The organism is Streptacidiphilus cavernicola, assembly GCF_042510955.1.
GTDB classification, from domain to species: domain Bacteria; phylum Actinomycetota; class Actinomycetes; order Streptomycetales; family Streptomycetaceae; genus Streptacidiphilus; species Streptacidiphilus cavernicola.
The window spans coordinates 73,577-97,900 of record NZ_JBHFAB010000007.1; the positions used below are offsets into that span (position 1 = coordinate 73,577).

Sequence of the window (24,324 nt, forward strand, 5' to 3'; positions counted from 1 at the left end):
ATGGCCAGGAAGGCTCCCGCAGAGGACCCGGCACAGGACGACCCGAAGGTGGCCCTGCCCAAGCACGCGGCGGCGGGCCTGCCCGCCCTGCTGCACACCACCACGATGGCCACCGCGCAGATGGGTGCGGCCCGGTCGGTCCGCACCCTGCTGAAGCTGAACCAGCCGGACGGCTTCGACTGCCCCGGCTGCGCCTGGCCCGAGCCGGACCACACCCACACCGCCGAGTTCTGCGAGAACGGCGCCAAGGCGGTCGCCGAGGAGGCGACGCTGCGCCGGATCGGCCCGGAGTTCTTCGCCGAGCACTCCGTCGCCGACCTGGCCGACCGCTCCGGCTACTGGCTCGGCCAGCAGGGCCGGCTGACCACCCCGATGCTGCTGGACCAGGACGCGACCCACTACACCCCGATCGGCTGGGACGCCGCACTGACGCTGGTCGCCGACGAGCTCAAGGCGCTGGACACCCCGAACGCCGCCGCCTTCTACACCTCCGGCCGGACCAGCAACGAGGCCGCCTTCGCGTTCCAGCTGTTCGCCCGCCAGCTGGGCACCAACAACCTGCCGGACTGCTCCAACATGTGCCACGAGTCCTCCGGTTCGGCGCTGACCGAGACCATCGGCATCGGCAAGGGCAGCGTCAGCCTGAAGGACCTCTACCAGGCCGACCTGATCATCGTGGCCGGGCAGAACCCGGGCACCAACCACCCGCGGATGCTCTCCGCGCTGGAGCGGGCCAAACGCGCGGGCGCCAGGATCGTCAGCGTCAACCCGCTGCCGGAGGCCGGGCTGGAGCGCTTCAGGAACCCGCAGAACGCCCGCGGCCTGGTCGGCGCGGGCACCAAGCTGACCGACCTGTTCCTGCAGATCCGGCTCGGCGGCGACCTGGCCCTGTTCCGGGCGCTGAACCTGCTGCTGCTGAAGGCCGAGCGGAAGGAGCCGGGCACGGTCCTGGACCACGCCTTCATCGCCGAGCACTGCCACGGCTTCGCCGAGTTCGCCGCCGACGCGGAGACCACCGACTGGGCGGCGGTCCTGGCCGCCACCGGCCTGCCGGAGGGCCAGATCCGCGAACTCGCGGCGCTGGCACTGGAGTCGAAGCGGATCGTGGTCTGCTGGGCGATGGGCCTGACCCAGCACAAGCACGCGGTGCCGACCATCCGCGAGGTCGTCAACTTCCTGCTGCTGCGCGGCAACATCGGCCGACCGGGCGCGGGCGTCTGCCCGGTCCGCGGCCACAGCAACGTCCAGGGCGACCGGACCATGGGCATCTTCGAACGGCCCGGCAAGCCCTTCCTGGACGCGCTGGGCAAGGAGTTCCGGTTCGAGCCGCCGCGCGAGCACGGCCTCGACGTGGTGGACACGGTCCGCGGGATGCGGGACGGGAAGGTCCGGGTGTTCTTCGCGATGGGCGGCAACTTCGTCAGCGCGACCCCGGACACCGCCGTCACCGAGGCGGCGATGCGCCGCTGCCGGCTCACCGTGCATGTCTCCACCAAGCTCAACCGCTCCCATGTGGTCACCGGGGCACGGGCGTTGATCCTGCCGACGCTCGGCCGCACCGACCGCGACCGGCAGTCCTCCGGGCCGCAGCAGGTGACGGTCGAGGACTCGATGGGCATGGTGCACGCCTCGCGCGGGGCGCTGCGTCCGCCCGCCGACGACCTGCTCTCGGAGACCGCGATCGTCTGCGGCCTGGCCCGGCGCACCCTGGGCCCGGGGAACACCGTGCCCTGGGAGGACTTCACCGCCGACTACGGCAACCTGCGGGACCGGATCGCCCGGGTCGTGCCCGGCTTCGAGGACTTCAACGACCGGATCAAGCAGCCCGGGGGCTTCGCCCTGCCGCACGGCCCGCGCGACACCCGGGCCTTCCCCACCGCCACCGGGAAGGCCAACTTCACCGTCAACCCGCTGACCGCGCCCGAAGTCCCGGCCGGACGGCTGCTGTTGCAGACGCTGCGCTCGCACGACCAGTACAACACCACGATCTACGGCCTGGACGACCGCTACCGCGGCATCACCGACGGTCGCCGCGTGGTCCTGCTGCACCCGGACGACGCCGCCGAACACGGCCTGGCCGAGGGCGACCACACCGACCTGGTGAGCGAGTGGACCGACGGCAGCACCCGGCGCGCCCCGCACTTCCGGGTGGTGCACTACCCGACCACCCGGGGCTGCGCGGCGGCCTACTACCCGGAGACCAATGTGCTGGTGCCGCTGGACAGCACCGCGGACACCAGCAACACCCCGACCTCCAAGTCGGTGGTGATCCGCTTCGCCGAGGACTCCGGCGCCGAAGCGGTCGGCCCCTGACGCCAGGTCAGGGGCCGGTAGCAACCCGGGGGCTGACGTCGAATCAGCCCGCCGAGGGGGTGCTCGGGGCGGCCGGGGAGGTCGCCGCCTCGGTGGGCTCGGCCGCCGGAGGCGTCGCCGCGGCCGGGGAGGTCGCCGCGTCGGAGGCGCGGGCCGCAGACGGGGTCTCGCCCGCGGTCGGCGGGTCGCTCGGCGCGGCCGTGCTGCCGGTCGGGGTCGGGGTGGGGGTCACCGGCGCGGTGGGGCTGGCCGGCGCGGTCGGGGTGCCGCTCGGCGCCCCCGGCTTGGTCGGGGTCGGCGTCGGCTTGGGCTTGGGGGTGGGCTTCGGCGTCGGCGCGGGGCCGGGGCCTATCGGCTGCGGACCGGAGGCGCCCTTGGGGATCACCGGCGGCTTGTAGGAGCCGAGCGACGGGTTGTCCGGGTCGGGCCGCACCGCGCCGAGGATCGGGTCGATGGCCATCGGCGCCACCTCCACGAACGCCCCGGTGTGCGGGGCCTCGATGACCAGCCCGCCGCCGATGTAGAGGGCGACGTGGCTGGCGCCGGAGAAGTAGATGATCAGGTCGCCGGGCCGCAGCGCGTTCAGTGGGATGTGGGTCAGCTGGGCCCACTGCTCCTCGCTGGTGCGCGGGATCGGCTGGCCCGCGTGCAGCCAGGCCTGCGAGGTGAGCCCGGAGCAGTCGAAGCCGGCCGCGTAGGGGCCCTGCGCACCCCAGTGGTACTCCGCGCCGAGCTGCTGGAACGCGTAGGCGACCGCCTCCGCGCCGGCCTTGGACGGCCGCAGGCCGTCCTTGCCGAGCACGCCGGAGGCCAGCAGCGCGGTCTGGGCCGCGTTGGCGTCCTTCTGCTCCAGCAGCGAGAGCTCCTCCTGCTGCGCGCCGGTGAGCCCGGCCACCTGCTTGCGCACCGCGTCGAGCTGCTTGTTGATCTCGGTCTTGGCCGCGGCCTGGGCGGCGACCAGACTGGCGGCGTTCTCCTTGGCCGTCTCCGAGGCCGCCTTGGCCGCGAGCAGGGCCTGCTGGTCGGTCTTCAACTGCGCCAGCAGCGCGGCCTGCGAGGTGCCGGCCGCCTTCAGCAGCTCGCCCTCGTGCAGCGCCTGCTGCGGGTCCTGCGCGAAGATCAGCTCGCCGAGCTGGGACAGCCCGCTGTTGCGGTACTGGGCCGCGGCCATCTGCCCGGCGACCACGGTGCCCGCGTCCACGTCGGCCTGGGCGCCGTCGACCAGGGTCTGCATCGCCGCGTCGTCGGCCTGCGCCTGCGTCAGCTGCTCGGAGAGGGCGTCGTACTTCTGCGTCGCCGCCTCGGCCTGCTGGTAGGTGGCGTGCAGCCGGTCCAGCACCGGTTGCAGGGTCTGCTCGGCCGCGGTCAGCGACTGGACCGTGCCGCTGGAGGTGGCGTCGGAGGAGCTCGCCGCGTTCGCCGTGCCGGCCAGCGGCAGCACCGCCAGCGAGGCAGCGGCGAGCAGCAGCCCGCACCGCAGCACCCCGCGCAGCCAGGGCCGGGTCGCCGTCTCCAGACGCGCGCCACCGCCCCGCACCACTGCCACCGGACCCCTGTCCCGTCGTCCCGCCCCGCGTGCCGCTCTGCCCCGCACCGGCAATCCCCTCGCTCCCCGTCGTCCTGCTCAGGCGATCCTTCCATGCCTGTCCGACAACCGGCAGTGCACGTCCTGGATTCTCACGCCGATCTCAGCGAAGCAGCAGCCGGTGAATGTGACACAGCTCTCCTCTGAAGGCGCGTTGAACGGCGGGATCCCGCCAGGAGTTGGGCTCTGCCGGGTATTGCGGCCGGTTTCGTCCGGGTTACGCACGCACGGCTACTTCAGATCGGCCGTCAGTTCACTTTCCGTTCACCCAGCATCCCTACGGTCAGCCACGACGATTCCGCTGAGACGATTGTTTGGTTCATGGGACACATGACGTTCCTGGTGGGTGTCGTGATCATCACGGCCCTCGCTTTCGACTTCACCAACGGCTTCCACGACACCGCCAACTCGATGGCCACCTCCATCGCCACCGGCGCGCTGCGTCCCAGGGTCGCCGTGGCGATCTCCGGGGTCCTCAACCTGGCAGGCGCGTTCCTGTCGGTGGAGGTCGCCAAGACCATCTCCGGCGGGATCATCGACGAGGGCTCCGGGGTCCGCCCCCAGGTGGTCTTCGCCGCACTGATCGGCGCCATCATCTGGAACCTGGTCACCTGGCTGCGCGGCATCCCCTCCAGCTCCTCGCACGCCCTGTACGGCGGCCTGATCGGCGCGACCCTGGTCGCGGTCGGGGCGCACGGCGTGCACCTCGACACCGTGGTCACCAAGATCCTGCTGCCCGCCGCGGCTTCGCCGGTGGTGGCCGGCGTCGCCGCCTGGGCGGCGACCAAGGCCGCCTACCGGATCACCGCCAAGGGCACCGAGAAGGCCAACCGCACCGGCTTCAGGTTCGGTCAGATCGCCTCCGCCTCGCTGGTCTCGCTGGCGCACGGCACCAACGACGCCCAGAAGACCATGGGCGTGATCACGCTGACCCTGGTCACCGCGGGCGTGGTCGTCCCCGGCTCCAACCCGCCCACCTGGGTGATCGTCAGCTCCGGCCTGGCCATCGCGCTCGGCACCTACCTGGGCGGCTGGCGGATCATCCGGACCATGGGCAAGGGCATCACCGAGATCGAGGCCCCACAGGGCTTCGCCGCGCAGACCGCCTCGGCCGCGGTGATCCTCACCTCCTCGCACATGGGCTACGGCCTCTCCACCACCCAGGTCTGCGGCGGCGGCATCATGGGCGCGGGCAAGGCCGGGCGCAGCGGCCGGGTCAACTGGTCCACCGGCCGGAAGATGGCCTACGCCTGGTGCCTCACCCTCCCGGCCGCGGGGCTGCTCGGCGGGGCGGGTACGTACCTCGCCGACCAGGGCGACTGGGGCATCGCGCTGCTGGCGGCGATCGGGATCGGGCTGAGCGCCTGGATCTACCTGGTCTCCCGCGGCAAGGCGGTCACCGCCCACAACGTGGTCGACGACGAGCCGGTCAGCATCACCCCGCCGCCGCCGTCGCCCGCCTCGCCCGCCCCCGTCGCCGCCTGACCCTCCGCCACCCGACCGTCCGACCGTCCGATCCGGACTGGAGCCGCACACCCATGAACATCCACTGGTCCGCCCTGGGCAGCACCTTCGCGGTGAGCACCCTGGTCACCGTCGGCGTGGTCGCCGTGTTCTGCCTCGGCATCGCGGCGCTCTCCCGCCGCGAGACCGCCCCGGCCGGGGCCGCCGCCACCCGCGGCGGCGCGCTCGCCGTGGCCGCTCTCTCCTTCGCCGCCTGCGCCGCGGCGGTCGGCTACGGCCTCTACCTGATCGCGGGTTAGAGCTGCGGCCCGGCCTCCGGCTGGAGTGTCGGCCGGCCGCCGCGGGGGCGGCGGCCGGTGGCGAGCAGCGAGACCAGGACGCCGACCACCGCCCAGACCACCAGCACCAGCAGCGGCCGGGTCAGCGCGGTGCCGTCGAAGTAGGCGATCGAGCGGGCCAGGCTGGTGCCCGCGCCGTTGGGGAGCCAGGGGCCGATCGCGCGCCAGAACGGCGGCATCAGCGGGGGCGGGAACACCCCGCCCGCGCTGGGGTTGCCGAGGACCACGAACAGCAGCACCGCCAGGCCGATGCCGACCACGTCGAACAGGCACTCGAGCGCCATGGTGATCGCGCCCACCGCGAAGACCACCAGCGCACCGGTCCCCCACAGCCCCCAGACGCTGCCCGGCAGGGCGTTCAGCACCGGGCCGACGATCACCGCGCCGCCGAGGCCGGCCGCGACCGAGTACAGCGCCAGCACCGCCAGCCGGATCACCGCGCGCTTGCGGTTGGCCGGGCGCGACCCGGCGCTGATGCCGAGGATCGAGGCGACCAGGTAGCCGCCCACGCACAGCCCCACCGCCAGGTAGAAGGAGGAGAGCCCCTCCGCGTCGCCGCTCGCCAGCGGCACCAGGTCCTCGGTGGCCACGGTCCGGCCCTGCCGCGCCTCGGCGCCGGTGACCACCTTCTCGATCGCGGTCGCCAGCGCCGGTCCGGACGCGTTCGCCAGCAGCAGCCGGTCCCGGCGGCCGGTCGGGTCGAACAGCAGCGCCGCGTAGACCTTCTGGTCCAGGATCTGACGCCGCGCCGCCGCCTCGTCGGCGACCGGGCGGGCGTCCAGCGGCTGCTTGGGGATCGCGTTGAGCTGCCCCACCAGCTGCCCGCTGACCTGCGCCGGGGCCGCCACGGCCAGGGCGGCCCGGTGCGGGTAGGGGTGATGCAGCGCCCCCACGTAGGAGACGATGAAGCCGAACTGCAGCAGCAGCACGCCGACCACCAGCACCGCGGCCCTGGTCGTCACCGCGTCCCTGACCTCGGCCCCGAAGCCGCGTTGGAGCTGTGCTCCGCTCACCCCACTGGACATGCCGACCGCCCATCCACTCGCACCGCGACATACAAATCAGATAATTCGTAGCATCGCGGGCACGGGTAAGCGGTCGCCCCACGCCGGTCAGTCCGGCAGCGGCAGCAATCCCCCCGGGTCCTCCAGCACCCGACGCACCGTCACCAGGGCCGCCCCCAGCAGCGGTCCGCCCCGTCCCAGCGCGGACACGGTCAGCGCCCCTGGCTCCCACGGACGGACCGTCACCCGCTCCGCCAGCTCCCGGCGCATCTCCGGCAGTAGCCACTCGCCCAGCTCCGCGTAGGCGCCGCCGAGCACCACCGCCTCCGGGTCGACCAGGTTGACCGCCCCGGCCAGCGCCGTGCCCAGGGCCGCCCCGGCCTGCTCCAGCGCCGCCAGGACCGGCGCCGCGCCCTCGGCCGCGCGCTTGGCCAGCAGCCCGACCCAGTCGCCCGGCGCCTGCGGCAGCCCGGCCGCCGCCAGCACCGCGCCCTCGCCCGCGTACTGCTCCAGGCAGCCGCGCGCGCCGCAGGGGCAGCCGGGTCCTTCCGGGTGCACCGGGACGTGGCCCAGCTCCCCGGCGAAGCCGCGCGCGCCGGGGAACAGCCGTCCGCCGACCACCAGCGCCGCGCCGATGCCGGACTCCGCCGAGACATGGACGAAGTCGGCCGGGCCGCCGGGGCCGCCGTGCCACAGCTCGGCCAGGGCGCCGAGGTTGGCCTCGTTCCCGGCTTCGAGCCGCAGCCCGAGCAGCAGCTCCGGCAGCCGCAGCCCGCGCCAGCCGAGGTTGGCCGCGTGCACCACCTCGCCGGACGCCGCGTCCACCAGGCCGGGCACCGCCATCACCGCCCCGGCCGGGCGCAGTCCCAGCGCCGCCGCCTCGCCCAGCACCCGCTCGGCCAGGCCGGTCAGCTCGGCCAGCACCTCGGCGGCCGGACGGCCCCGGTTGGCGGCGGCGACCCGCAGCTGCGCCCGCACCTCGCCGCTGAGGTCGGCCACGCAGACCGCGAGGTGCTCGACGCCGACCTCAAGACCCAGGCCGGCCGGTCCGGTGGAGCTGAGCACCAGCGCGTGGCCGGGACGGCCGACCCGTCCGCTCGGCGCCGGGCCCAGCTCCACCACCAGGCCGGCCTGGTGCAGCGAGACCACCAGGCTGGACACCGCCGCCCTGGTCAGCCCGGTGCGGACGGCGACGTCGGCGCGGGACAGCGGCCCGTGCTCGGCGATCATGCCGAGCACCAGCGCCAGGTTCTGCCGGCGCATCCCCTGCTGCGACGCGGGACGGCGGGCGTCGCCGGACGGACCCGGCGGGCGCGGTGGATCTGGTGTGCTCGGCATGGGACCCCCGTGGCCTCAAGGATTCAGCGTCCGGTCATTCAGCGTTCGAACAGTGCGGTGGATCGTTGCAGGGTATCGGCGATCCGCCGCAGCGCCGCGCCGTCCCGGGGCACCGGCTCCAGCAGCGGGCCCGCGGCGGTGTCCCAGCGCCGGGCCACCTCGTCCGCGCGCTCGCCGGTGAGCAGTCCCGCCGCCTGCGCCGCCGCGCCGAGCGCCACCAGCTCCCGCGCGGCCGGGATCCGCACCGCCCGCCCGGACAGCCGCAGCACGGTCCGCTGCCAGGCCGCGCCCTGCGCGCCGCCGCCGATCAGCAGCAGCTCCCCGCTCCCGTCGGCGGGCTCGCCGCCCGCGGTCAGCACCTGCTCCAACGCCGCCAGCAGCGAGTACGCGGCCCCGTCGTAGGCCGCCTGGAGCAGCTGGCCCGGGGTGGTGTCGTGCCGCAGGCCCTGGAACAGACCGGCCGCGTACGGGAGGTCCGGCGTCCGCTCGCCGTCGAAGTACGGCAGGACGACGGCGGAGCCGCCGGGCTCCACCGCCTCCCGGTCCCGGCCGAGCAGCGCGGCGACCCGGTCCACGGCCAGGGTGCAGTTGAGGGTGCAGGCCAGCGGCAGCCAGCCGTCCAGCGCGTCGGCGAAGCCGCAGACCGTGCCGCTGGGGTCGGCCGGACGGCCGCGGGTGACCGCGTAGACCGTGCCGGAGGTGCCCAGGCTGAGCACCGGCCGCCCGGCGCCGAGGCCGAGGCCGAGCGCGGCGGCCATGTTGTCGCCGGTCCCGGCGGCGACCGGGATCCCGGCCCGCAGCGGCAGGCCGTCGCCGACCTGTCCGGCGGGCTTGCCCGGCTCGACCACGGTCGGCAGCATCCCGGCGTCCAGGCCGAGCCGGGCCAGCAGCGCGGTGTCGTAGCCCTGCGGGGTCCACCAGCCGGTGCCGGAGGCGTCGCCGCGGTCGGTGGCGGCGGCGCCGGTGAGCCGCTCGGTCAGGTAGTCGTGCGGCAGCCGGACCGCGGCGGTGCGGGCCGCGGACTCCGGTTCGGCGGCCCGCAGCCAGGCCCACTTCGCGGCGGTGAACGCGGCCCCGGGGACGCTTCCGGCCCGTCGGGCCCAGGTCTCCCGGCCCAGCTCGGCGACCAGTTCGGCGGCCTGCGGGGCGGAGCGCACGTCGTTCCACAGCAGCGCCGGACGGACCGGTTCGCCGTCCGCGTCCAGGGTGACCAGGCCGTGCTGCTGGCCGCCGACCGAGACCGCGGCGGCCCGGTCGGCCCAGCCGGTCGCGGCGACCGCCTCGCCCAGCGCGCGCCACCACTCGCGCGGGTCGCTCTCCCGCCCCGCGCCGCCGCTGACGGTGTGCCCGGCCCGGCCCTGGCCGACCACCGCGCCGGTCCCCACGTCGACGGCGAGCGCCTTGGTCGACTGCGTGGAACTGTCGATCCCGATCACGACCTGCACGTTTTCCTCCTCGAATCGAACCCGGCACCCCGCGGCCCTTCCGCTCCCGGCCGACTGATACTAATTTGTTTATTGCGATGACGAATACCCCTCAGCCGCATCCCCCTCTGGAGCCGACCCCATGACCGACCTCACGCCCACCCCCGCCGACCGCTTCACCTTCGGACTCTGGACCGTCGGCTGGCAGGGCCGCGACCCCTTCGGCGACGCCACCCGCCCGGCCCTGGACCCGGTCGAGTCGGTGCACCGGCTGGCCGAGCTGGGCGCGTACGGCGTCACCTTCCACGACGACGACCTGATCCCGCACGGCAGCGACGCCGCCACCCGCGAGGCCCTGGTCAAGCGCTTCCGGGCGGCCCTGGACGCCACCGGCATGGCCGTGCCGATGGCGACCACCAACCTGTTCACCCACCCGGTGTTCAAGGACGGCGCGTTCACCGCCAACGACCGCGACGTCCGCCGCTACGCGCTGCGCAAGACCATCCGCAACATCGACCTGGCCGCCGAGCTGGGCGCCACCACCTATGTCGCCTGGGGTGGTCGCGAGGGTTCCGAGTCCGGCGCCGCCAAGGACGTCCGGGTCGCCCTGGACCGACTGAAGGAGGCCTTCGACCTGCTCGGCGACTACGTCGTGGAGCAGGGCTACGACCTCCGCTTCGCGATCGAGCCCAAGCCCAACGAGCCGCGCGGCGACATCCTGCTGCCGACCGTCGGCCACGCCCTGGCCTTCATCAACTCGCTGGAGCACGCCGACCGGGTCGGCCTCAACCCCGAGGTCGGCCACGAGCAGATGGCCGGGCTGAACTTCCCGCACGGCATCGCCCAGGCGCTGTGGCACGGCAAGCTGTTCCACATCGACCTCAACGGCCAGTCCGGGATCAAGTTCGACCAGGACCTGCGCTTCGGCGCGGGCGACCTGCGCCAGGCGTTCTGGCTGGTGGACCTGCTGGAGTCGTCCGACTACACCGGCCCGCGGCACTTCGACTTCAAGCCGGCCCGCACCGAGGACATCGACGGGGTCTGGGCCTCGGCCGCCGGGAACATGCGCAACTACCTGGCGCTCAAGGCCAAGGCCGAGGCGTTCCGGGCCGACCCGGCGGTGCAGGAGGCACTGCGCGCCTCCCGGCTGCACGAGCTGGCGCAGCCCACCCTCGGCGCGGGCGAGACCCTGGCCGACCTGCTGGCCGACCCCAGCGCGTTCGAGGAGTTCGACGCGGACGCCGCGGGCGCGCGCGGGATGGCCTTCGAGCAGCTGGACCAGCTGGCGATGGACCACCTGCTCGGCCTCTGACCGACCGTCAGCAGCGGCACTGCCGGCCGCGCAGCCGGCCGCCTCCCGGGGCGTCAGAACCTCGGGGGGCGGCGCTCCAGGAAAGCGGCGAGGCCCTCGGTCACGTCCGGCGCGCTGCGCGAGGCCTGCTCCCAGGCGGAGACCGCGGCCTGCGCGTCCCAGTCGCCCAACTCGGCGGCGATGACGTCCTGCACCGCGCCCTGGGTCTGCGCCGAGCCCGCGGCCAGGGTGCGGGCGAACTCAAGCGCCCGGGTCTCCACGTCCTCGGCCACCTCCTCGACCAGGCCGAACGTCAGCGCCGTCGCCGCGGTCACCAGCTCGCCCGAGTAGAGCAGGTACTTCGCCCGAGCCGGGCCGACCAGCCGCAGCAGCCGTACCGTCGGCACCGCCGGGTAGACGATGCCCAGCTTGGCCGGGGTGATCCCGAGCCGGGCGTCCGGCGCGGCGAAGCGCAGGTCGCAGGCCACCGCGAGCTGGCAGCCGCCGCCCACGCAGGCGCCGCGGATGACCGCCAGGGTCGGCCGCGGGAACGCCGCGAGCGCCTCCTCGGCGACCACGTTGACGGCGTGGTAGGCGTCGGCCGAGGCCGGATCCCGGTACACCTCGGCCAGTTCGGCGATGTCCGCACCCGCGCTGAAGCTGCCGCCCGCGCCGGTCAGCAGCAGCACCCGCACCCCCGGCTCCTCGGCCAGCTGCCGCAGCAGTCCGGGCAGCGCCGCCCACATGGCCCCGGTCAGCGCATTGCGTTTCTCCGGGCGGTCGACGGTCAGCACCGCCACCCCGTCGTCGCCCAGCGCGGCCACCAACCCCGGCACCCCGTAGGGCAACTCCTTGCGTCCCTGCTGCACCGCCGCACCTCCCGCCGACCCCGCATGTCCACGACCTGCGCCACTCTACGTCGCCCGGACCAACGCTCGACGCGCGGTAACCGGACAGTCACCCTAGAGTTCGAGCGGTGACCCCATTCGACCGTCGCGACCTGCTGCGCCTGGCGGCCGTCGGAGCCGCCGGCTCGCTGACCGCCGCCTGCTCGGACCGCACGGCCACCCCCGCGGCGGCCGGCTCCACCGCGCCCGTCTCCTCGGCTGCTCCCGCCTCGTCGGCCGGTGCCGCGCCCGCGGGCTCCACCACCGCGGCTGCCGCGCCCGGCGCCTCCGCCGCGCCGAGCCTCGCCGCCGGGCTGCCGTTCGAGATCCGCTCCGGGCCGGGCACCGGCGACGCGGTCGCCCTCACCTTCCACGGTCAGGGCGACCCGGCCATCGCCAGGGCGCTGCTGGCCGAGGCCGCCCGCGCCGACGCGAGGATCACCGTGATGGCCGTCGGCACCTGGTTGGACCAGCAGCCGGAGATGGCCAGGCTGGTCCTCGACGGCGGCCATGAACTGGGCAACCACACCGAGCACCACCTGCCGATCTCCACCATGTCCGCGGACCACGCCTACGCCGAGATCGCCGCGTGCGGCGCCCGGCTGAAGCAGCTGACCGGGAGCATCGGCCGCTGGTTCCGCCCGTCCCAGGCCCAGGACTGCACCGCCACCGTCGCCGCCCAGGCCCGCCGGGCCGGGTACGCGCACTGCCTGAGCTACGACCTGGACTCGCTCGACTACACCGACCCCGGCGCGACCGCCGTCACCCGTACCGTCCTGGACGCGGTGCGTCCCGGGTCGGTGGTCAGCCTGCACTTCGGGCACAGCGGCACGGTCGCCGCGCTGCCCGCGATCCTCGACGGCCTGCACCGGCGCGGACTGCGCGCGGTCACCACTTCGGAGCTGCTGAGCTGATGCCCCCGACACCCCCCATGCCGCTCTCCCGGCGCATCCTGCCCGCCGCGGCCCTGGCCGCGCTCTCCGCCGCCGGGCTGCTGACCGCCTCAGCCTGCTCGTCCGGCGGCGCCACCGGCGCCACCGGCGCGGCCGGGCCGCACGCCGCGATGCTGGCCCACCCGGCCGACCGGGCCACCGCCCGGGTCCTCGGCCCGACCCTCGCGGCCGGTCCCGCCCCCGCAGCCGCGGGCGCAGGCGACGCGGAGCACCCGGCCGCCGACGGCTACCTCCAGGGCATGCCCGCGCCGCTGTCCCCCACCGACGTCTACGCGGCGGACCGGCCGAACGCGCTCTCCCCGGTGGTCCGCCGCTTCCCCTCGCTGGTCTATGTGCCGAACACGCTCTCCGACACCGTCAGCATCATCGACCCGGCCACCTACACGGTGGTGAGGACCCTGCACGTGGGCCATGAGCCGCAGCACGTGGTGCCGTCCTGGGACCTGCGGACGCTGTGGGTGAACGACGACCTCGGCAACGACCTGACCCCGATCGACCCGGCCACCGGCGCCGAGGGCAAGCCGGTCGACGTGCACGACCCGTACAACCTCTACTTCACGCCCAACGGCAAGTACGCGATCGTGATGGCCTCCAACGACCACGCCCTGGTGTTCCGGGACGCGCACACCATGAAGGTGGTGAAGTCGGTCCCGGCCGGCTGCGCCGGGGTGAACCACGCGGACTTCTCGCCGAACGGGCAGTACTTCATCGTGTCCTGCGAGTTCTCCGGCGACCTGCTCAAGGTGGACACCGCGAAGATGCAGGTGATCGCCCGTCAGAAGATCCCCTTCGACGGCTCCATGCCGCAGGACGTCAAGATCTCCCCGGACGGGAAGGTCTGGTACGTCGCCGACATGGTGGCCAACGGGGTGTGGGAGCTGAACGGCGACACCTTCTCCAAGCCGGTGCTGCTGAAGACCGGCGCGGGCGCGCACGGCCTCTACGTCAGCCGGGACTCCGCCGACCTCTACATCTCCAACCGGGGCGAGGGCTCGATCTCGGTGCTGGACTTCGCCACCGGGAAGCTGGTCCACAAGTGGCGCATCCCCGGCGGCGGCAGCCCGGACATGGGCGGGGTGTCCGCCGACGGCAAGGTGCTCTGGCTGTCCGGCCGCTACAACGCCGAGGTCTACGCCATCTCCACGGTGGACGGCCACCTGATCGCCCGGATCCCGGTCGGCGACGGACCGCACGGCCTGGCGGTCTACCCCCAGCCGGGACGCTACTCGCTGGGGCACACGGGGGTGTTCCGCTAACCGCCTGCGGCCTGCGGGCGGGACGGGGCAGGGCGGGCGGGGTCAGACCCCGTACTCGGCGCGGGCCGCGGCGATCTCCTCCGGGGAGATGGTCAGGGTCTCGGCCGGGTCCTGCGGAACGGCCAGCTCGGCGTGCCCGGCCGCGTCGCTGAGCTTGATCAGCAGCGCCACCATGATCCAGTTGGCCACCGTCGAGGACCCGCCCTGGGCCAGGAACGGCAGCGCCTTGCCGGTCTGCGGGATCAGCCCGACCACGCCGCCGGACACCACGAACACCTGCAGCAGCAGGGTCGCCGCCAGACCGGAGGCCAGCAGCTTGCCGAACGGGTCGGTGAGCCGGATCGCGGTCCGCATGCCGCGCTGCGCCAGCAGCAGGTACATCAGCAGCACCGCCATCAGCCCGGCGGTGCCCAGTTCCTCGCCCACGGTCGCCAGGATCCAGTCGCTGCGGTTGGCGAAGCCGATCAGGATGGAGTGTCCCTTGCCCAGGCCGGTGCCCAGGAACCCGCCGCCGGCCAGCGCGAACAGCGACTGCGCCAGCTGCGGCGAGCTGCCCAGCGGCGGGTTCCCGTTGACCACGTGGGTGTAGTAGGCCATCGGGTCGAGCCAGTTGTTGACCCGGTAGGTGACGTGCGAGACCAGCGTGCCCGCCGCGACCGCGCCGGCCAGCGCCATGCCGCAGCCCAGCACCAGCCACCCGGTGCGCTCGGTGGCGATGTAGAGCATCACGATGAACGCGCCGAAGAAGATCATCGAGGTGCCCAGGTCGGACTCGGCCACCAGCACCACCAGGCTGACCGCCCAGATCACCAGCACCGGGCCCAGGTTCCGCCCGCGCGGCAGGCTGACCCCCATCACCTTCCGGCCGACCAGCGCCAGCGCGTCCCGGTTCGCCATCAGGTAGCTGGCGAAGAACACGATGATGGCGAGCTTGGTGAACTCGCCGGGCTGCACCGACAGCGGCCCCAGCCGGATCCAGCGCCGCGCGCCGTACATGTCGCCGGAGAAGAAGGCCGGGGCCACCAGCATCACCAGCGACACCGCCATCACCAGGTAGGTGTAGCGCTGGAGCACCCGGTGGTGCTTGACCCCGATCACGAACCCGGCGAACACCACCACCGCGATGACCGTCCACATCGCCTGGCCGCCGGCCATCACCACGTTGGCGGAGTTCTGCTGCAGCGTGGCGTAGTCCAGCCGGTGGATCAGGGTCAGCCCGAGCCCGGTGAGCAGTACCGAGATCGGCAGGATCAGCGGGTCGGCGTAGGCCGCCCACTGCCGCACCACCAGGTGCGTCAGCAGGGCGACCAGCGCCAGACCGCCGATCTGCACGACGAAGCCGCTCGGCAGCTTGTCCTTGACCGCCAGCTCCATGCTCGCGTCGCCGAAGGCGCAGATGGCGATCGCGAAGAGGATCAGCAGCAGCTCAAGATTCCGCCGCCGGGCCGGCGGCCCGGAGAACCCGGAGTCCCTGGCAGCTGCACCGGGGACGACCCCCGCCGCACGACGTCCGCCCATCGTCCGCACCCCACCCAACCAAATCGCCGTCAGAACCGTCGCATTCTCGCAGGTCCCGTCCCATCGAGGGACGGCCCTCCGGAATCCCCGGTTCCTGACGGCGTCCGGCTGTGATCCGCGTTACCCGGCCGGCGCCGCCGTCAGACCGGGGCGCCCGTCTGCCGGGCGAGGGCCCGCAGGTCGCTGCGGACGAGGCTGGGGTCCCGCTGCACGATGTCGGCGACGACCCGGGTGCCCGCGCCGAGCCGGTGCAGGTTCTGGACCTGGAGCCGCCGCTTCGCGATCTCGCTCCGCTTGCTCCGCGAGGCCAGGCGCTGCTCGGCGGTCTGCCCGGCGAGGAAGGTGTGTCCTTCGCCGCTGCGGTCGGCGTAGTCGCGACAGTCCTCCAGCAGGGGGCAGCCGAGGCAGAGGGCGCGGGCGGCCGGGTAGTCCTTCTCCGGGTCCTCCGCCTCCCCGTCGAACGCCTTCTGCTGCCGCCCCGGGGAGGCGAACCGGACCGGGTCGTGCTCCGTGCAGGAACCGGTGCCGACCGGCGGTGCGATCGGCTCGATCGCCGCATACAGAACTTCAGGCGCGATCATGTCAATAAATGCGTCGGTACCCATACCGCTCCTTGAGGCCGCACACACGTGCGGAAAAGAGCGGGAGGGTCACACTCGCGCTGGATCTCTGTCTTCTCTTGGAGCGCCGAGTCTCAGGCCGCGCGAGACGGTCGATCCGGGACGATGCCCTTCACGCCGCGTGGCTGCGCCTTCGGCGCTCGCAGGCTTTCGGAGTGACCCCCGGTGCTGAAGCAACGTTAGACCCCGGCTGGGGGCCGTGCGGGAGAAAAGCACGCGGGGAAACTCCGGCCGCATATTTCCCGTTTCGGGCCGCCCCCCGTGTTCCACTGGAGCCACGCAGTCGAGACCACGACCGGACGACGCCCGCAGCGGCGGCGGACACACAGCACCGGGCCACGGCCCGGTGACCGGAGTCCTCGCGGACCGGTTTCCCCTTCTCGGCGCGTCACGGCACCCGCCCGCCCCCGGGACGTGCCGCGACGTGGTGCACGGCACGTGGGCCATCGCCACACCCCTCGGACGACCGTCCGAGGCCAGGTGAGCGGCACCGCGCCGCTCGTGATCGCCCGGAGGCGACACGGTGGACGAAGCAGACACGACGGCTGCGGCCGAGGACGGCTCGGAAAAGTTCGAGGCCGGCGAAGGGGTGCTCTGGTCCCGCTTCGGCGACGGGCCGATGCCGTCACTGCCGAAGACGGCGGCGATCCACCGGGCCTTCAAGGCAGCCACCGAGTTCGGGCTGCCGGACGAGTTCGCCGCCTCGCTCGCGCACGGTGTGGTCGACCCCGCAGCCCTGCGCATCGCGCTGAACAGCCCGACCAGGATCAATGTCTCGGGCGGCACCATCGAGGTCATCGACATCGACATGTACACCCCTGGCCTGGTTCCCCTGCCCACGAACAGCCGGACGATGGACATGCGGGTGTACCCGGCGGGCGGCGCTGCCGGGTACTTCGGTCCGCTGACCGGGCCCCGCTCCGAAGCAGGCCGCAGCTGTGAGCTGTGGATCCAGGCGGACAGCGTCGAGCACGCCCTGGAGGAGGCGAAGCGGGCCTACGACTACGTCCTGGTGAAGAACCCGTTGAAGGACTCGGTGGGTGCACGTGGCATCGTCATGCCGGTCACGGTGGTGTACTTCGAGATGCGGCACCGCGACGGCCAGCCTGCGATGCCGCTGCTGGGCACCGCGGACGGTTCGAGCCGGATCACCGGCGCCCACTCCGCGCTCGGCCTGAGCAATCCCCGCACCACGCACTACGACCTCCCGGCGAACCGGGACTCCTACCGCCGCTTCCTCAGCGACATCTCGTCGCCGGATCCGGCCTCGCTGGGTGCCACCGCGGCACGCAGGCTGCGCGCGATGCGCAACGCGCTGATCACGCCCGCCCGGGTCTTCCTGCGTTTCACGCCGCAGCCGGGCACCGGCTACGGCTTCGCGAGGGCGGTGGCCGCCTACGTCGGCATGCTGCACGTGGACCCGCCGCGCCCGTGGACTCCCACGGGCAAGCTGGAGGCGATGGCCGAGTCCGTCCTGGAGGTGCTGCGCTCGGCCAGCGTGCTCGACGACGTACGGCACGACTACCTCGCCGGACTGCTGACCCCTCAGGCCGCCGAGGCGGCGGGGCTTCCCACCGAGTACGACGAGCAGGCCGCCAACGCCCTCGCGGTACTGCTCCAGTCCGACCTCCGCCCCCTGGTGGACCAGGGGATCATGGAAGTGACCGCGAAGCGGTCGGTCACCTCCCCCCGCCGCAGCGACGTGGTGGCCGAGTTGGCGCTGCGCCCGACCCGCAGCGCCGCGGTCACCTTTCCCCCGGGGGATCCGGCGCGGGAGCGCGCCGGAGCGATGCGCGCCGCCTACCTCCGGGCCACCCATCTGCCCGAGTACGCCTCACGGCGCTGGCGGGTCACCGGCCGCAGCCCCGACGAACTGCTGGCGGGTGCGCTGGCCGAACTGGTGCGGCCCGAGGCCGAGCAGGGCAACCCCGATGCGTGGCGGGACCGCCTCGAACTCGCTGCGCTCGCGCAGTACCACCTGACCGGGTACGAGTCACTGAAACGCGACGCCATGGACAACAAGGGCGGGGACTCCCGTGGCCCCCAGGACCTCCTCAAACTGATGCTGGAGGACGAGCGAGGGCTCAGGCTGCTGCGGCAGGCCGTCGTCGACGGCCGCGCGGGCGTCGCGCCCCGCCTCGTGGAGGAGGACGGTTCCGTGATCCGGGGCAGGGTGGACCCGGAGGGCGAGCTCCAGCGGGACCCGGAGGGACCGGACCTGGTACTGACCGACCAGTGGCTCCGCTACGACGGCTTCCCGACCGGGGGGCCGCTCAACCGTCCGGTCAGCCTTGAGTCCGACACCCCGTCGATGAAGGCGTCCCGGCTCCAGCAGCAGCTCCTCCACACCGTCGACCAGATCGCGACGATGCTGGAGGACCTCGACCGGATCGAGGGGCCCGGCAGCGGGATGCTCATGGACCAGCGCGGATGGCCCACCAGCGAGACCAAGTCCGCAGTCGAGCGACTGGTCGACGCACAGTCCAAATTCGGGTACTGGGGCCAGGTGGCTGCTCGCCAGGTGGCGCGGGTCGACCGGGCCCTCGGTGGTGGGCCGGACGACGCATCCGACGAGGACGACCTCGGCGCCGACTCGGCGGAGTGGGACGAGGAGTGACAGAGCGGCGGGACGCCGACAGCCGTGTCGGCTGTCGGCGTCCCGCCTCGCCCTCAGTGGAACCGCACTACGCCGCGACGGACTCCCGGGAGGCCGGGTTCGACAGGTCGACCGGCTTGGTCAGCGAGACGGCCGGCTCCAGGGCCAGTTCCAGGACCTGGCGGACGTCGGAGACCGGGTGGACGGTGAGCCGCTCCAGCACCTCGGCCGGGACGTCGTCCAGGTCGGCCTCGTTGCGGGAGGGGATCAGCACGGTGGTGATCCCGGCCCGGTCGGCGGCGAGCAGCTTCTGCTTCACCCCGCCGATCGGCAGTACCCGGCCGGTCAGCGACACCTCGCCGGTCATCGCCACCTCGGTCCGCACCTTGCGGCCGGAGAGCAGCGAGGCCAGCGCGGTGGTCATGGTGACCCCGGCGCTCGGCCCGTCCTTCGGCACCGCCCCAGCCGGGACGTGGACGTGGATGCCGCGGTCCCGGAGCGAGGTGACCGGCAGTTCCAGCTCGGCCCCGTGCGAGCGCAGGAAGGACAGCGCGATCTGCGCGGACTCCTTCATCACGTCGCCCAGCTGGCCGGTCAGGGTCAGTCCGGTGGAGCCGGTCTCGGCGTCGGCCAGCGAGGCCTCGATGAAGAGGACGTCGCCGCCCGCCCCGGTGACGGCGAGGCCGGTGGCCACGCCGGGGACGGCGGTGCGCCGCTCGCCGGGCTGCTGCGCCGCCTCGGGGGTGTGGTGCGGACGGCCGATCAGGCCGCGCAGGTCCTCGGCCGCGACCGTGCGGGGCAGCTCCGCGCCGTCCGCGCCCAGCTCCTGCTGGGCCGCGACCTTGCGCAGGATCCGCGCCACCGCCCGCTCCAGGCTGCGCACGCCTGCCTCGCGGGTGTACTCGCCGGCCAGGCTGCGCAGCGCCTCCTCGCTGACCACGACCTCGTCCGCGCCGAGACCGGCCCGCTCCAGCTGACGGGGCAGCAGGTGGTCCCGGGCGATGACGACCTTCTCGTCCTCGGTGTAGCCGTCCAGCCGGACCAGCTCCATCCGGTCCAGCAGCGCTTCCGGGATGGCCTCCAGCACGTTGGCGGTGGCCAGGAAGACCACGTCGGAGAGGTCCAGCTCGACCTCCAGGTAGTGGTCCCTGAAGGTGTGGTTCTGCGCCGGGTCCAGCACCTCCAGCAGGGCGGCGGCCGGGTCGCCGCGGTAGTCCGAGCCGACCTTGTCGATCTCGTCCAGCAGCACCACCGGGTTCATCGACCCGGCCTCCTTGATCGCCCGCACGATGCGGCCCGGCAGCGCGCCGACGTAGGTGCGCCGGTGGCCCCGGATCTCCGCCTCGTCGCGGACGCCGCCGAGCGCGACCCGGACGAAGTCACGTCCCATCGCCCGCGCCACGGACTCGCCGAGCGAGGTCTTGCCGACCCCGGGCGGACCGACCAGCGCCAGCACCGCCCCGCCGCGACGCCCGCCGACCAGGCCCAGGCCGCGGTCGGCCCGGCGCTTCCGGACGGCCAGGTACTCGACGATCCGGTCCTTGACGTCGTCCAGGCCGAAGTGGTCCGCGTCCAGCACGGCCCGCGCGCCGGCGATGTCGTAGGCGTCCTCGCTGCGCTCGTTCCAGGGCAGCTCCAGCACGGTGTCCAGCCAGGTGCGGATCCAGCCGCCCTCGGGCGAGGCGTCGGAGGAGCGCTCCAGCTTGTCGACCTCCTTGAGCGCGGCCTCGCGCACCTTCCCGGGCAGGTCGGCGGCCTCGACCCGGGCCCGGTAGTCCTCCTCCTCGGAATCCGGATCGCCGTTCAGGTCGGCCAGTTCCTTGCGGACCGCCTCCAGCTGACGGCGCAGCAGGAACTCCTTCTGCTGCTTCTCCATCCCCTCCTGCACGTCCTTGCGGATGGTCTCCGCGACGTCGGCCTCGGCCAGGTGGTCCCGCAGCAGTTGGAGTGAGCGCTTGAGCCGGGCCACCGGGTCCAGCTCCTCCAGCACCGCGACCTTCTCCGCGCCGCTGAGGAACGGCGCGTAGCCGATGTTGTCGGCCAGGTCGGAGACGTCCTCGATGGCGGCGACCCGGTCGACGATCTGCCAGGCGCCGCGCTTCTGCAGCCAGGTGGTGGTCAGCGCCTTGTAGTCGCGGACCAGCTCGGCCACCGAGCCGGGCAGCGGGTCCGGCACCGGGACGGTCTCGATCGGGTCGGCCTCGACCCAGAGCGCGGCGCCGGGACCGGTCGTCCCGGCCCCGATCCTGACCCGGCGGACACCGCGCACCAGCGCGGCCGGGTCCCCGTCCGCGAGCCGTCCGACCTGCTCGACCGTGGCCAGGGTGCCGATCGCGCCGTAGCTGCCGTCGATCCGCGGCACCAGCAGCACCCGGGCCTTCCGCGCGCCGGCCACGGTGCGGATGCCGGGGGCGTGCGCGCCACTGTCCCGCACCGCCGCCTGCGCGGCCTCGACGGCCGCGCGGACGTCGGGGTCGGACAGGTCGAGCGGGACGACCATGCCCGGCAGCACCGCGTCGTCGTCGAGCGGCAGCACCGGCAGGGTCAACGATGAGGCAGTCGCCATGATCTCTCCCAAGTAAGCAAAGTTGAGTTACCTGGACTAAAGGAGATTGACCCCCTCAGTGTTCCCCACCCGTGTTCGCCGTGAGCGATCAGCCCCGGTGCGTCACAATGGCCACCCACCGTTGCCAACACGGAGAGACGCGCCGCCATGCCCGAGCAGCATTCCCCCGAGATCCTGGACCGCCGTGACGGGCCGTACGGCGAGGCGGTGCTGCGGCGCCGCGGCGAGCGGTACGAGATCATCGCCAACGGCTGCTTCCTGATGGACACCTCGGACGGCCGCTCCGAACGCGCCCTGGTCACCGCCGCGCTCGACGCCTTCGCCGAAGGTTCGCCCGGCACCGCCCCGGAACTGCTGGTCGGCGGGCTCGGCGTCGGCTTCTCGCTGGCCCAGGCCGCCGCCGACCCGCGCCCGGCCGCCGTCACCGTCCTCGAACGCGAGCAGGCCGTGATCGACTGGCACACCGCCGCGGACGCCCCGCTCGCGCCCTTCGCCGGAACCGGCCACCAGGACCCGCGGGTCCGGATCGTCCACGACGACCTGCTCCGGCACCTCGCCTCGGCCGAGGCGGAGGCCCGCTACGACGTCCTCTGCCTGGACATCGACAACGGCCCGGACTGGACCGTCACCGAGTCCAACGACAGCCTCTACGGCGATTCGGGCCTGGCGCTGCTGGAGCGCGCGCTGACGCCCCGCGGCGTGCTGGCGGTCTGGAGCGCGGCCCCCTCCCCGGAGTTCGAGCGCCGCCTCGGCTCCCGCTTCCGCCAGGTCTGGTCCATCGAACTGCCGGTGGAAGTGGAACGGGGCCTGCCCGATGTGGTCCACCTCGCCACCCGGTAGGGTCTACGCCCATGCCGCCCCCCGAATGGCCGGTTTGCAGAAGACCGCCTCTTCGGGGACATCACCGGTCCGTACGCTGCTCCTGGCGACGGGTGGACAACCGCGGCTGGAGCGGGTGAAGCAGTGGCTGATGACCGGCAAGATGACCGGCAGGTACGGATGAGACAGAACGGTCCCGCGGTGCTCGCCGCCGGGGAACCCGCAAGCCCTGGGGGCGGTGGCGTGGTCGTGACGGATGTGCAGCAGCAGGAGACCGGTAGTGCCGGAGGTCAGCGGCGCGTGCTCGTCGTCGAGGACGAGCCGACGATCGCCGAGTCCATCGCGGCCAGACTGGGCGCGGAGGGCTTCCGGGTCGCCGTCTCCCACGACGGGCCGACCGCGGTGGACTGCTTCCAGACCTGGCAGCCGGACCTGGTGGTGCTGGACGTGATGCTGCCCGGCTTCGACGGCCTGGAGGTGTGCCGCAGGATCCAGGCGCACCGGCCGGTCCCGGTGCTGATGCTGACCGCCCGCGACGACGAGACCGACCTGCTGGTGGGCCTCGGCGTCGGCGCGGACGACTACATGACCAAGCCGTTCTCCATGCGCGAGCTGGCGGCCCGGGTCAATGTGCTGCTGCGCCGGGTCGAGCGGGCCCAGCTGGCCGCCCGCACCCCGGTCGGCGGGACGCTGCGGCTGGGCGAGCTGGAGATCGACCACGTCCAGCGCCGGGTCCGGGTCTCCGGCGGCGACGTCCACCTCACCCCCACCGAGTTCGACCTGCTGGCCTGCCTGGCCGCGCAGCCGCGCGCGGTGCTGACCCGCGAGCAGCTGCTCGCCGAGGTCTGGGACTGGACCGACGCCTCCGGCACCCGCACCGTGGACAGCCATGTGAAGGCGCTGCGCCGGAAGATCGGCGCCAACTGGATCCGCACGGTGCACGGCGTCGGCTACGCCCTGGAGGCTCCGACGCCGTGACTGCCGACGACGGCTCGGTCCGGCCGAACCTGCTGCGGCGGGCCGGCGGGCGGATCTGGGCCGACCTGCGGCCGCTGGACCCGCTGCGCTCGATCAAGGCCAAGCTGGCGGTCCTGGTCATCACCTCGGTCGCCATCTCCACCCTGATGGTGGTGCTGGCACTGCACTCGGACACCCAGATCCGGATCGTCATGATCTTCTCGGTGGTCGCCTCGCTGCTGTTCACCCAACTGCTGGCGCACGGCATGACCGCGCCGCTGCGGGAGATGACCGCCGCCGCGCGGGCCATGGCTGCCGGGGACTACAGCCGCGAGCTGTCGACCAGCTCGCGGGACGAGGTCGGCGAGCTGGCCACCGCGTTCAACACCATGGCCGCCGACCTGGAGGCGGCCGACCGGCAGCGCCGGGAGCTGATCGCCAACGTCTCGCACGAGCTGCGCACCCCGATCGCGGCGCTGCGCGCGGTGCTGGAGAACGTGGTGGACGGCATCGTCCAGCCCGAGCAGGCCACCATGGCCGCCGCGCTGGAGCAGACCGAGCGGCTCGGCCGCCTGGTCGCGCATCTGCTGGACCTCTCCAAACTGGCCGACGGGGTGGCCGCGCTGGACACCCGCGAGTTCGGCGTGGAGCCGTTCCTGACCGGCGTGCTGCGCGGCCTCACCGTGGACGGCTCGACCTCCGGCGGGGCCAGCCGCCGCCGCGACGTGTCGCTCTCGCTGGACGTCGCGCCCGGCCTGACCGCGGTCGCCGACCCGGAGCGGCTGCACCAGGTGGTCGCCAACCTGGTCGACAACTCCTGCCGGCACAGCCCCAAGGACGGCACGGTGACGGTGCGGGCCCGCGCCGAGGGCGGGCACGGGCTGCTGCTGGAGGTCGCCGACCAGGGCCCGGGGATCAGCCCGGAGGACCGGCACCGGGTGTTCGAACGGTTCAGCCGGGGCAGCGGGCCGACCGCGCAGGGCCCCGGCAGCGACGGCGGCACCGGGCTCGGCCTGGCGATCGCCCGCTGGGCGGTGGACCTGCACGGCGGGAGCATCGCGGTCGCCGACTCGGAGGAGGGCTGCCTGATCCGGATCACCCTGCCGGGACCGCGGCAGGGGCACCGGGTCGGCCGGGGCTGACGGCGGTTCCGCCGGGCTTCCGCCCCTTGCTTCCGTCCCACTGTTACAGGCTTGGGACAGTTGTCCCATGAGGCTGGCTTTGTCCTCATTTATCGGCCTGTTCTGAGCGAACAGCCACTCGTTCTCCCCCACAACGACCGATCCCTAACATCGATTTTCTGCCAATCCGGGGGCCCGCACTGTGATCTGGGCGACGACCGGGGGTCGGGACCTGCGCGGACAGGCTTCGGGGGCGTAGCCTTGGCATCCGCTG

The 24,324-nt window shown here is 73.4% G+C and carries 18 protein-coding genes; 10 read left to right on the plus strand and 8 right to left on the minus strand.

What is annotated here, in order from left to right; all coding sequences use genetic code 11:
- The gene (locus tag ACEZDE_RS11630) at positions 1 to 2,313 is read left to right on the plus strand and encodes an FdhF/YdeP family oxidoreductase (protein WP_380535284.1); all 2,313 of its coding nucleotides are present in this window, start codon (positions 1 to 3) and stop codon (positions 2,311 to 2,313) included.
- A gap of 43 nt (positions 2,314 to 2,356) precedes the next feature.
- Here the strand turns inward: ACEZDE_RS11630 and ACEZDE_RS11635 are convergent, their stop codons facing one another.
- Positions 2,357 to 3,859: a C40 family peptidase gene (locus ACEZDE_RS11635; protein WP_380535286.1), complete on the minus strand. Its 1,503-nt coding sequence runs from the start codon at positions 3,857 to 3,859 to the stop codon at positions 2,357 to 2,359.
- A 360-nt stretch (positions 3,860 to 4,219) separates the two neighbouring features.
- On the opposite strand from ACEZDE_RS11635, the gene ACEZDE_RS11640 reads away from it, so the two are divergent.
- Positions 4,220 to 5,383, plus strand: a complete 1,164-nt coding sequence (locus tag ACEZDE_RS11640) for an inorganic phosphate transporter (protein ID WP_380535289.1) — start codon at positions 4,220 to 4,222, stop codon at positions 5,381 to 5,383.
- A gap of 53 nt (positions 5,384 to 5,436) precedes the next feature.
- Positions 5,437 to 5,661 carry a hypothetical protein gene (locus tag ACEZDE_RS11645; RefSeq protein WP_380535291.1) on the plus strand — a complete coding sequence of 75 codons (225 nt, stop codon included), beginning with the start codon at positions 5,437 to 5,439 and terminating at the stop codon, positions 5,659 to 5,661.
- Here the strand turns inward: ACEZDE_RS11645 and ACEZDE_RS11650 are convergent.
- From ACEZDE_RS11650 to xylB, 3 genes are all read right to left on the minus strand, one after another.
- Positions 5,658 to 6,725 (minus strand): DUF3533 domain-containing protein, encoded by a 1,068-nt coding sequence (locus ACEZDE_RS11650; RefSeq protein ID WP_380535292.1) that lies wholly within the window; start codon positions 6,723 to 6,725, stop codon positions 5,658 to 5,660. The genes ACEZDE_RS11645 and ACEZDE_RS11650 overlap by 4 nt on opposite strands.
- An 87-nt stretch (positions 6,726 to 6,812) precedes the next feature.
- Complete coding sequence (locus tag ACEZDE_RS11655; protein ID WP_380535294.1) at positions 6,813 to 8,042, minus strand: ROK family transcriptional regulator; 1,230 nt, start codon at positions 8,040 to 8,042, stop codon at positions 6,813 to 6,815.
- A 38-nt stretch (positions 8,043 to 8,080) separates the two neighbouring features.
- Positions 8,081 to 9,487, minus strand: a complete 1,407-nt coding sequence (gene xylB, locus ACEZDE_RS11660; protein ID WP_380535297.1) for a xylulokinase — start codon at positions 9,485 to 9,487, stop codon at positions 8,081 to 8,083.
- A 121-nt stretch (positions 9,488 to 9,608) separates the two neighbouring features.
- On the opposite strand from xylB, the gene xylA reads away from it, so the two are divergent.
- Positions 9,609 to 10,778, plus strand: coding sequence for a xylose isomerase (xylA, locus tag ACEZDE_RS11665; protein ID WP_380535299.1), 1,170 nt, complete (start codon positions 9,609 to 9,611; stop codon positions 10,776 to 10,778).
- A gap of 53 nt (positions 10,779 to 10,831) precedes the next feature.
- Here xylA and ACEZDE_RS11670 read toward each other — a convergent pair whose 3' ends face one another.
- On the minus strand, positions 10,832 to 11,593 hold the full coding sequence (locus tag ACEZDE_RS11670; RefSeq protein ID WP_380535689.1) for an enoyl-CoA hydratase/isomerase family protein: 762 nt from the start codon (positions 11,591 to 11,593) through the stop codon (positions 10,832 to 10,834).
- Positions 11,594 to 11,733: 140 nt separating this feature from the next.
- Here ACEZDE_RS11670 and ACEZDE_RS11675 point away from each other — a divergent pair, with 140 nt between their 5' ends.
- Complete coding sequence (locus ACEZDE_RS11675; RefSeq protein ID WP_380535301.1) at positions 11,734 to 12,558, plus strand: polysaccharide deacetylase family protein; 825 nt, start codon at positions 11,734 to 11,736, stop codon at positions 12,556 to 12,558.
- Complete coding sequence (locus ACEZDE_RS11680; RefSeq protein WP_380535304.1) at positions 12,558 to 13,853, plus strand: YncE family protein; 1,296 nt, start codon at positions 12,558 to 12,560, stop codon at positions 13,851 to 13,853. The genes ACEZDE_RS11675 and ACEZDE_RS11680 overlap by 1 nt, the downstream gene beginning before the upstream one ends.
- 42 nt (positions 13,854 to 13,895) lie before the next feature.
- Here the strand turns inward: ACEZDE_RS11680 and ACEZDE_RS11685 are convergent, their stop codons facing one another.
- Together ACEZDE_RS11685 and ACEZDE_RS11690 are read right to left on the minus strand one after the other, a co-directional pair.
- Positions 13,896 to 15,371: an FtsW/RodA/SpoVE family cell cycle protein gene (locus tag ACEZDE_RS11685; protein WP_380535306.1), complete on the minus strand. Its 1,476-nt coding sequence runs from the start codon at positions 15,369 to 15,371 to the stop codon at positions 13,896 to 13,898.
- A 140-nt stretch (positions 15,372 to 15,511) separates the two neighbouring features.
- Positions 15,512 to 15,976 carry a WhiB family transcriptional regulator gene (locus ACEZDE_RS11690; protein WP_380535309.1) on the minus strand — a complete coding sequence of 155 codons (465 nt, stop codon included), beginning with the start codon at positions 15,974 to 15,976 and terminating at the stop codon, positions 15,512 to 15,514.
- Between the two features lie 538 nt (positions 15,977 to 16,514).
- Here ACEZDE_RS11690 and ACEZDE_RS11695 point away from each other — a divergent pair.
- Positions 16,515 to 18,608: a hypothetical protein gene (locus tag ACEZDE_RS11695; protein ID WP_380535311.1), complete on the plus strand. Its 2,094-nt coding sequence runs from the start codon at positions 16,515 to 16,517 to the stop codon at positions 18,606 to 18,608.
- Positions 18,609 to 18,675: 67 nt separating this feature from the next.
- Here the strand turns inward: ACEZDE_RS11695 and lon are convergent, their stop codons facing one another.
- Positions 18,676 to 21,153 (minus strand): endopeptidase La, encoded by a 2,478-nt coding sequence (gene lon, locus ACEZDE_RS11700; RefSeq protein WP_380535313.1) that lies wholly within the window; start codon positions 21,151 to 21,153, stop codon positions 18,676 to 18,678.
- Between the two features lie 147 nt (positions 21,154 to 21,300).
- On the opposite strand from lon, the gene ACEZDE_RS11705 reads away from it, so the two are divergent.
- The 3 genes from ACEZDE_RS11705 (at position 21,301) to ACEZDE_RS11715 (ending at position 24,071) form a co-directional block, all read left to right on the plus strand.
- Positions 21,301 to 21,993, plus strand: coding sequence for a spermidine synthase (locus ACEZDE_RS11705; protein ID WP_380535316.1), 693 nt, complete (start codon positions 21,301 to 21,303; stop codon positions 21,991 to 21,993).
- Positions 21,994 to 22,215: 222 nt separating this feature from the next.
- On the plus strand, positions 22,216 to 22,950 hold the full coding sequence (locus ACEZDE_RS11710; protein ID WP_380535318.1) for a response regulator transcription factor: 735 nt from the start codon (positions 22,216 to 22,218) through the stop codon (positions 22,948 to 22,950).
- Positions 22,947 to 24,071, plus strand: coding sequence for a sensor histidine kinase (locus tag ACEZDE_RS11715; protein WP_380535321.1), 1,125 nt, complete (start codon positions 22,947 to 22,949; stop codon positions 24,069 to 24,071). Before ACEZDE_RS11710 ends, ACEZDE_RS11715 begins: the two co-directional genes overlap by 4 nt.
- Positions 24,072 to 24,324 lie beyond the last annotated feature (253 nt).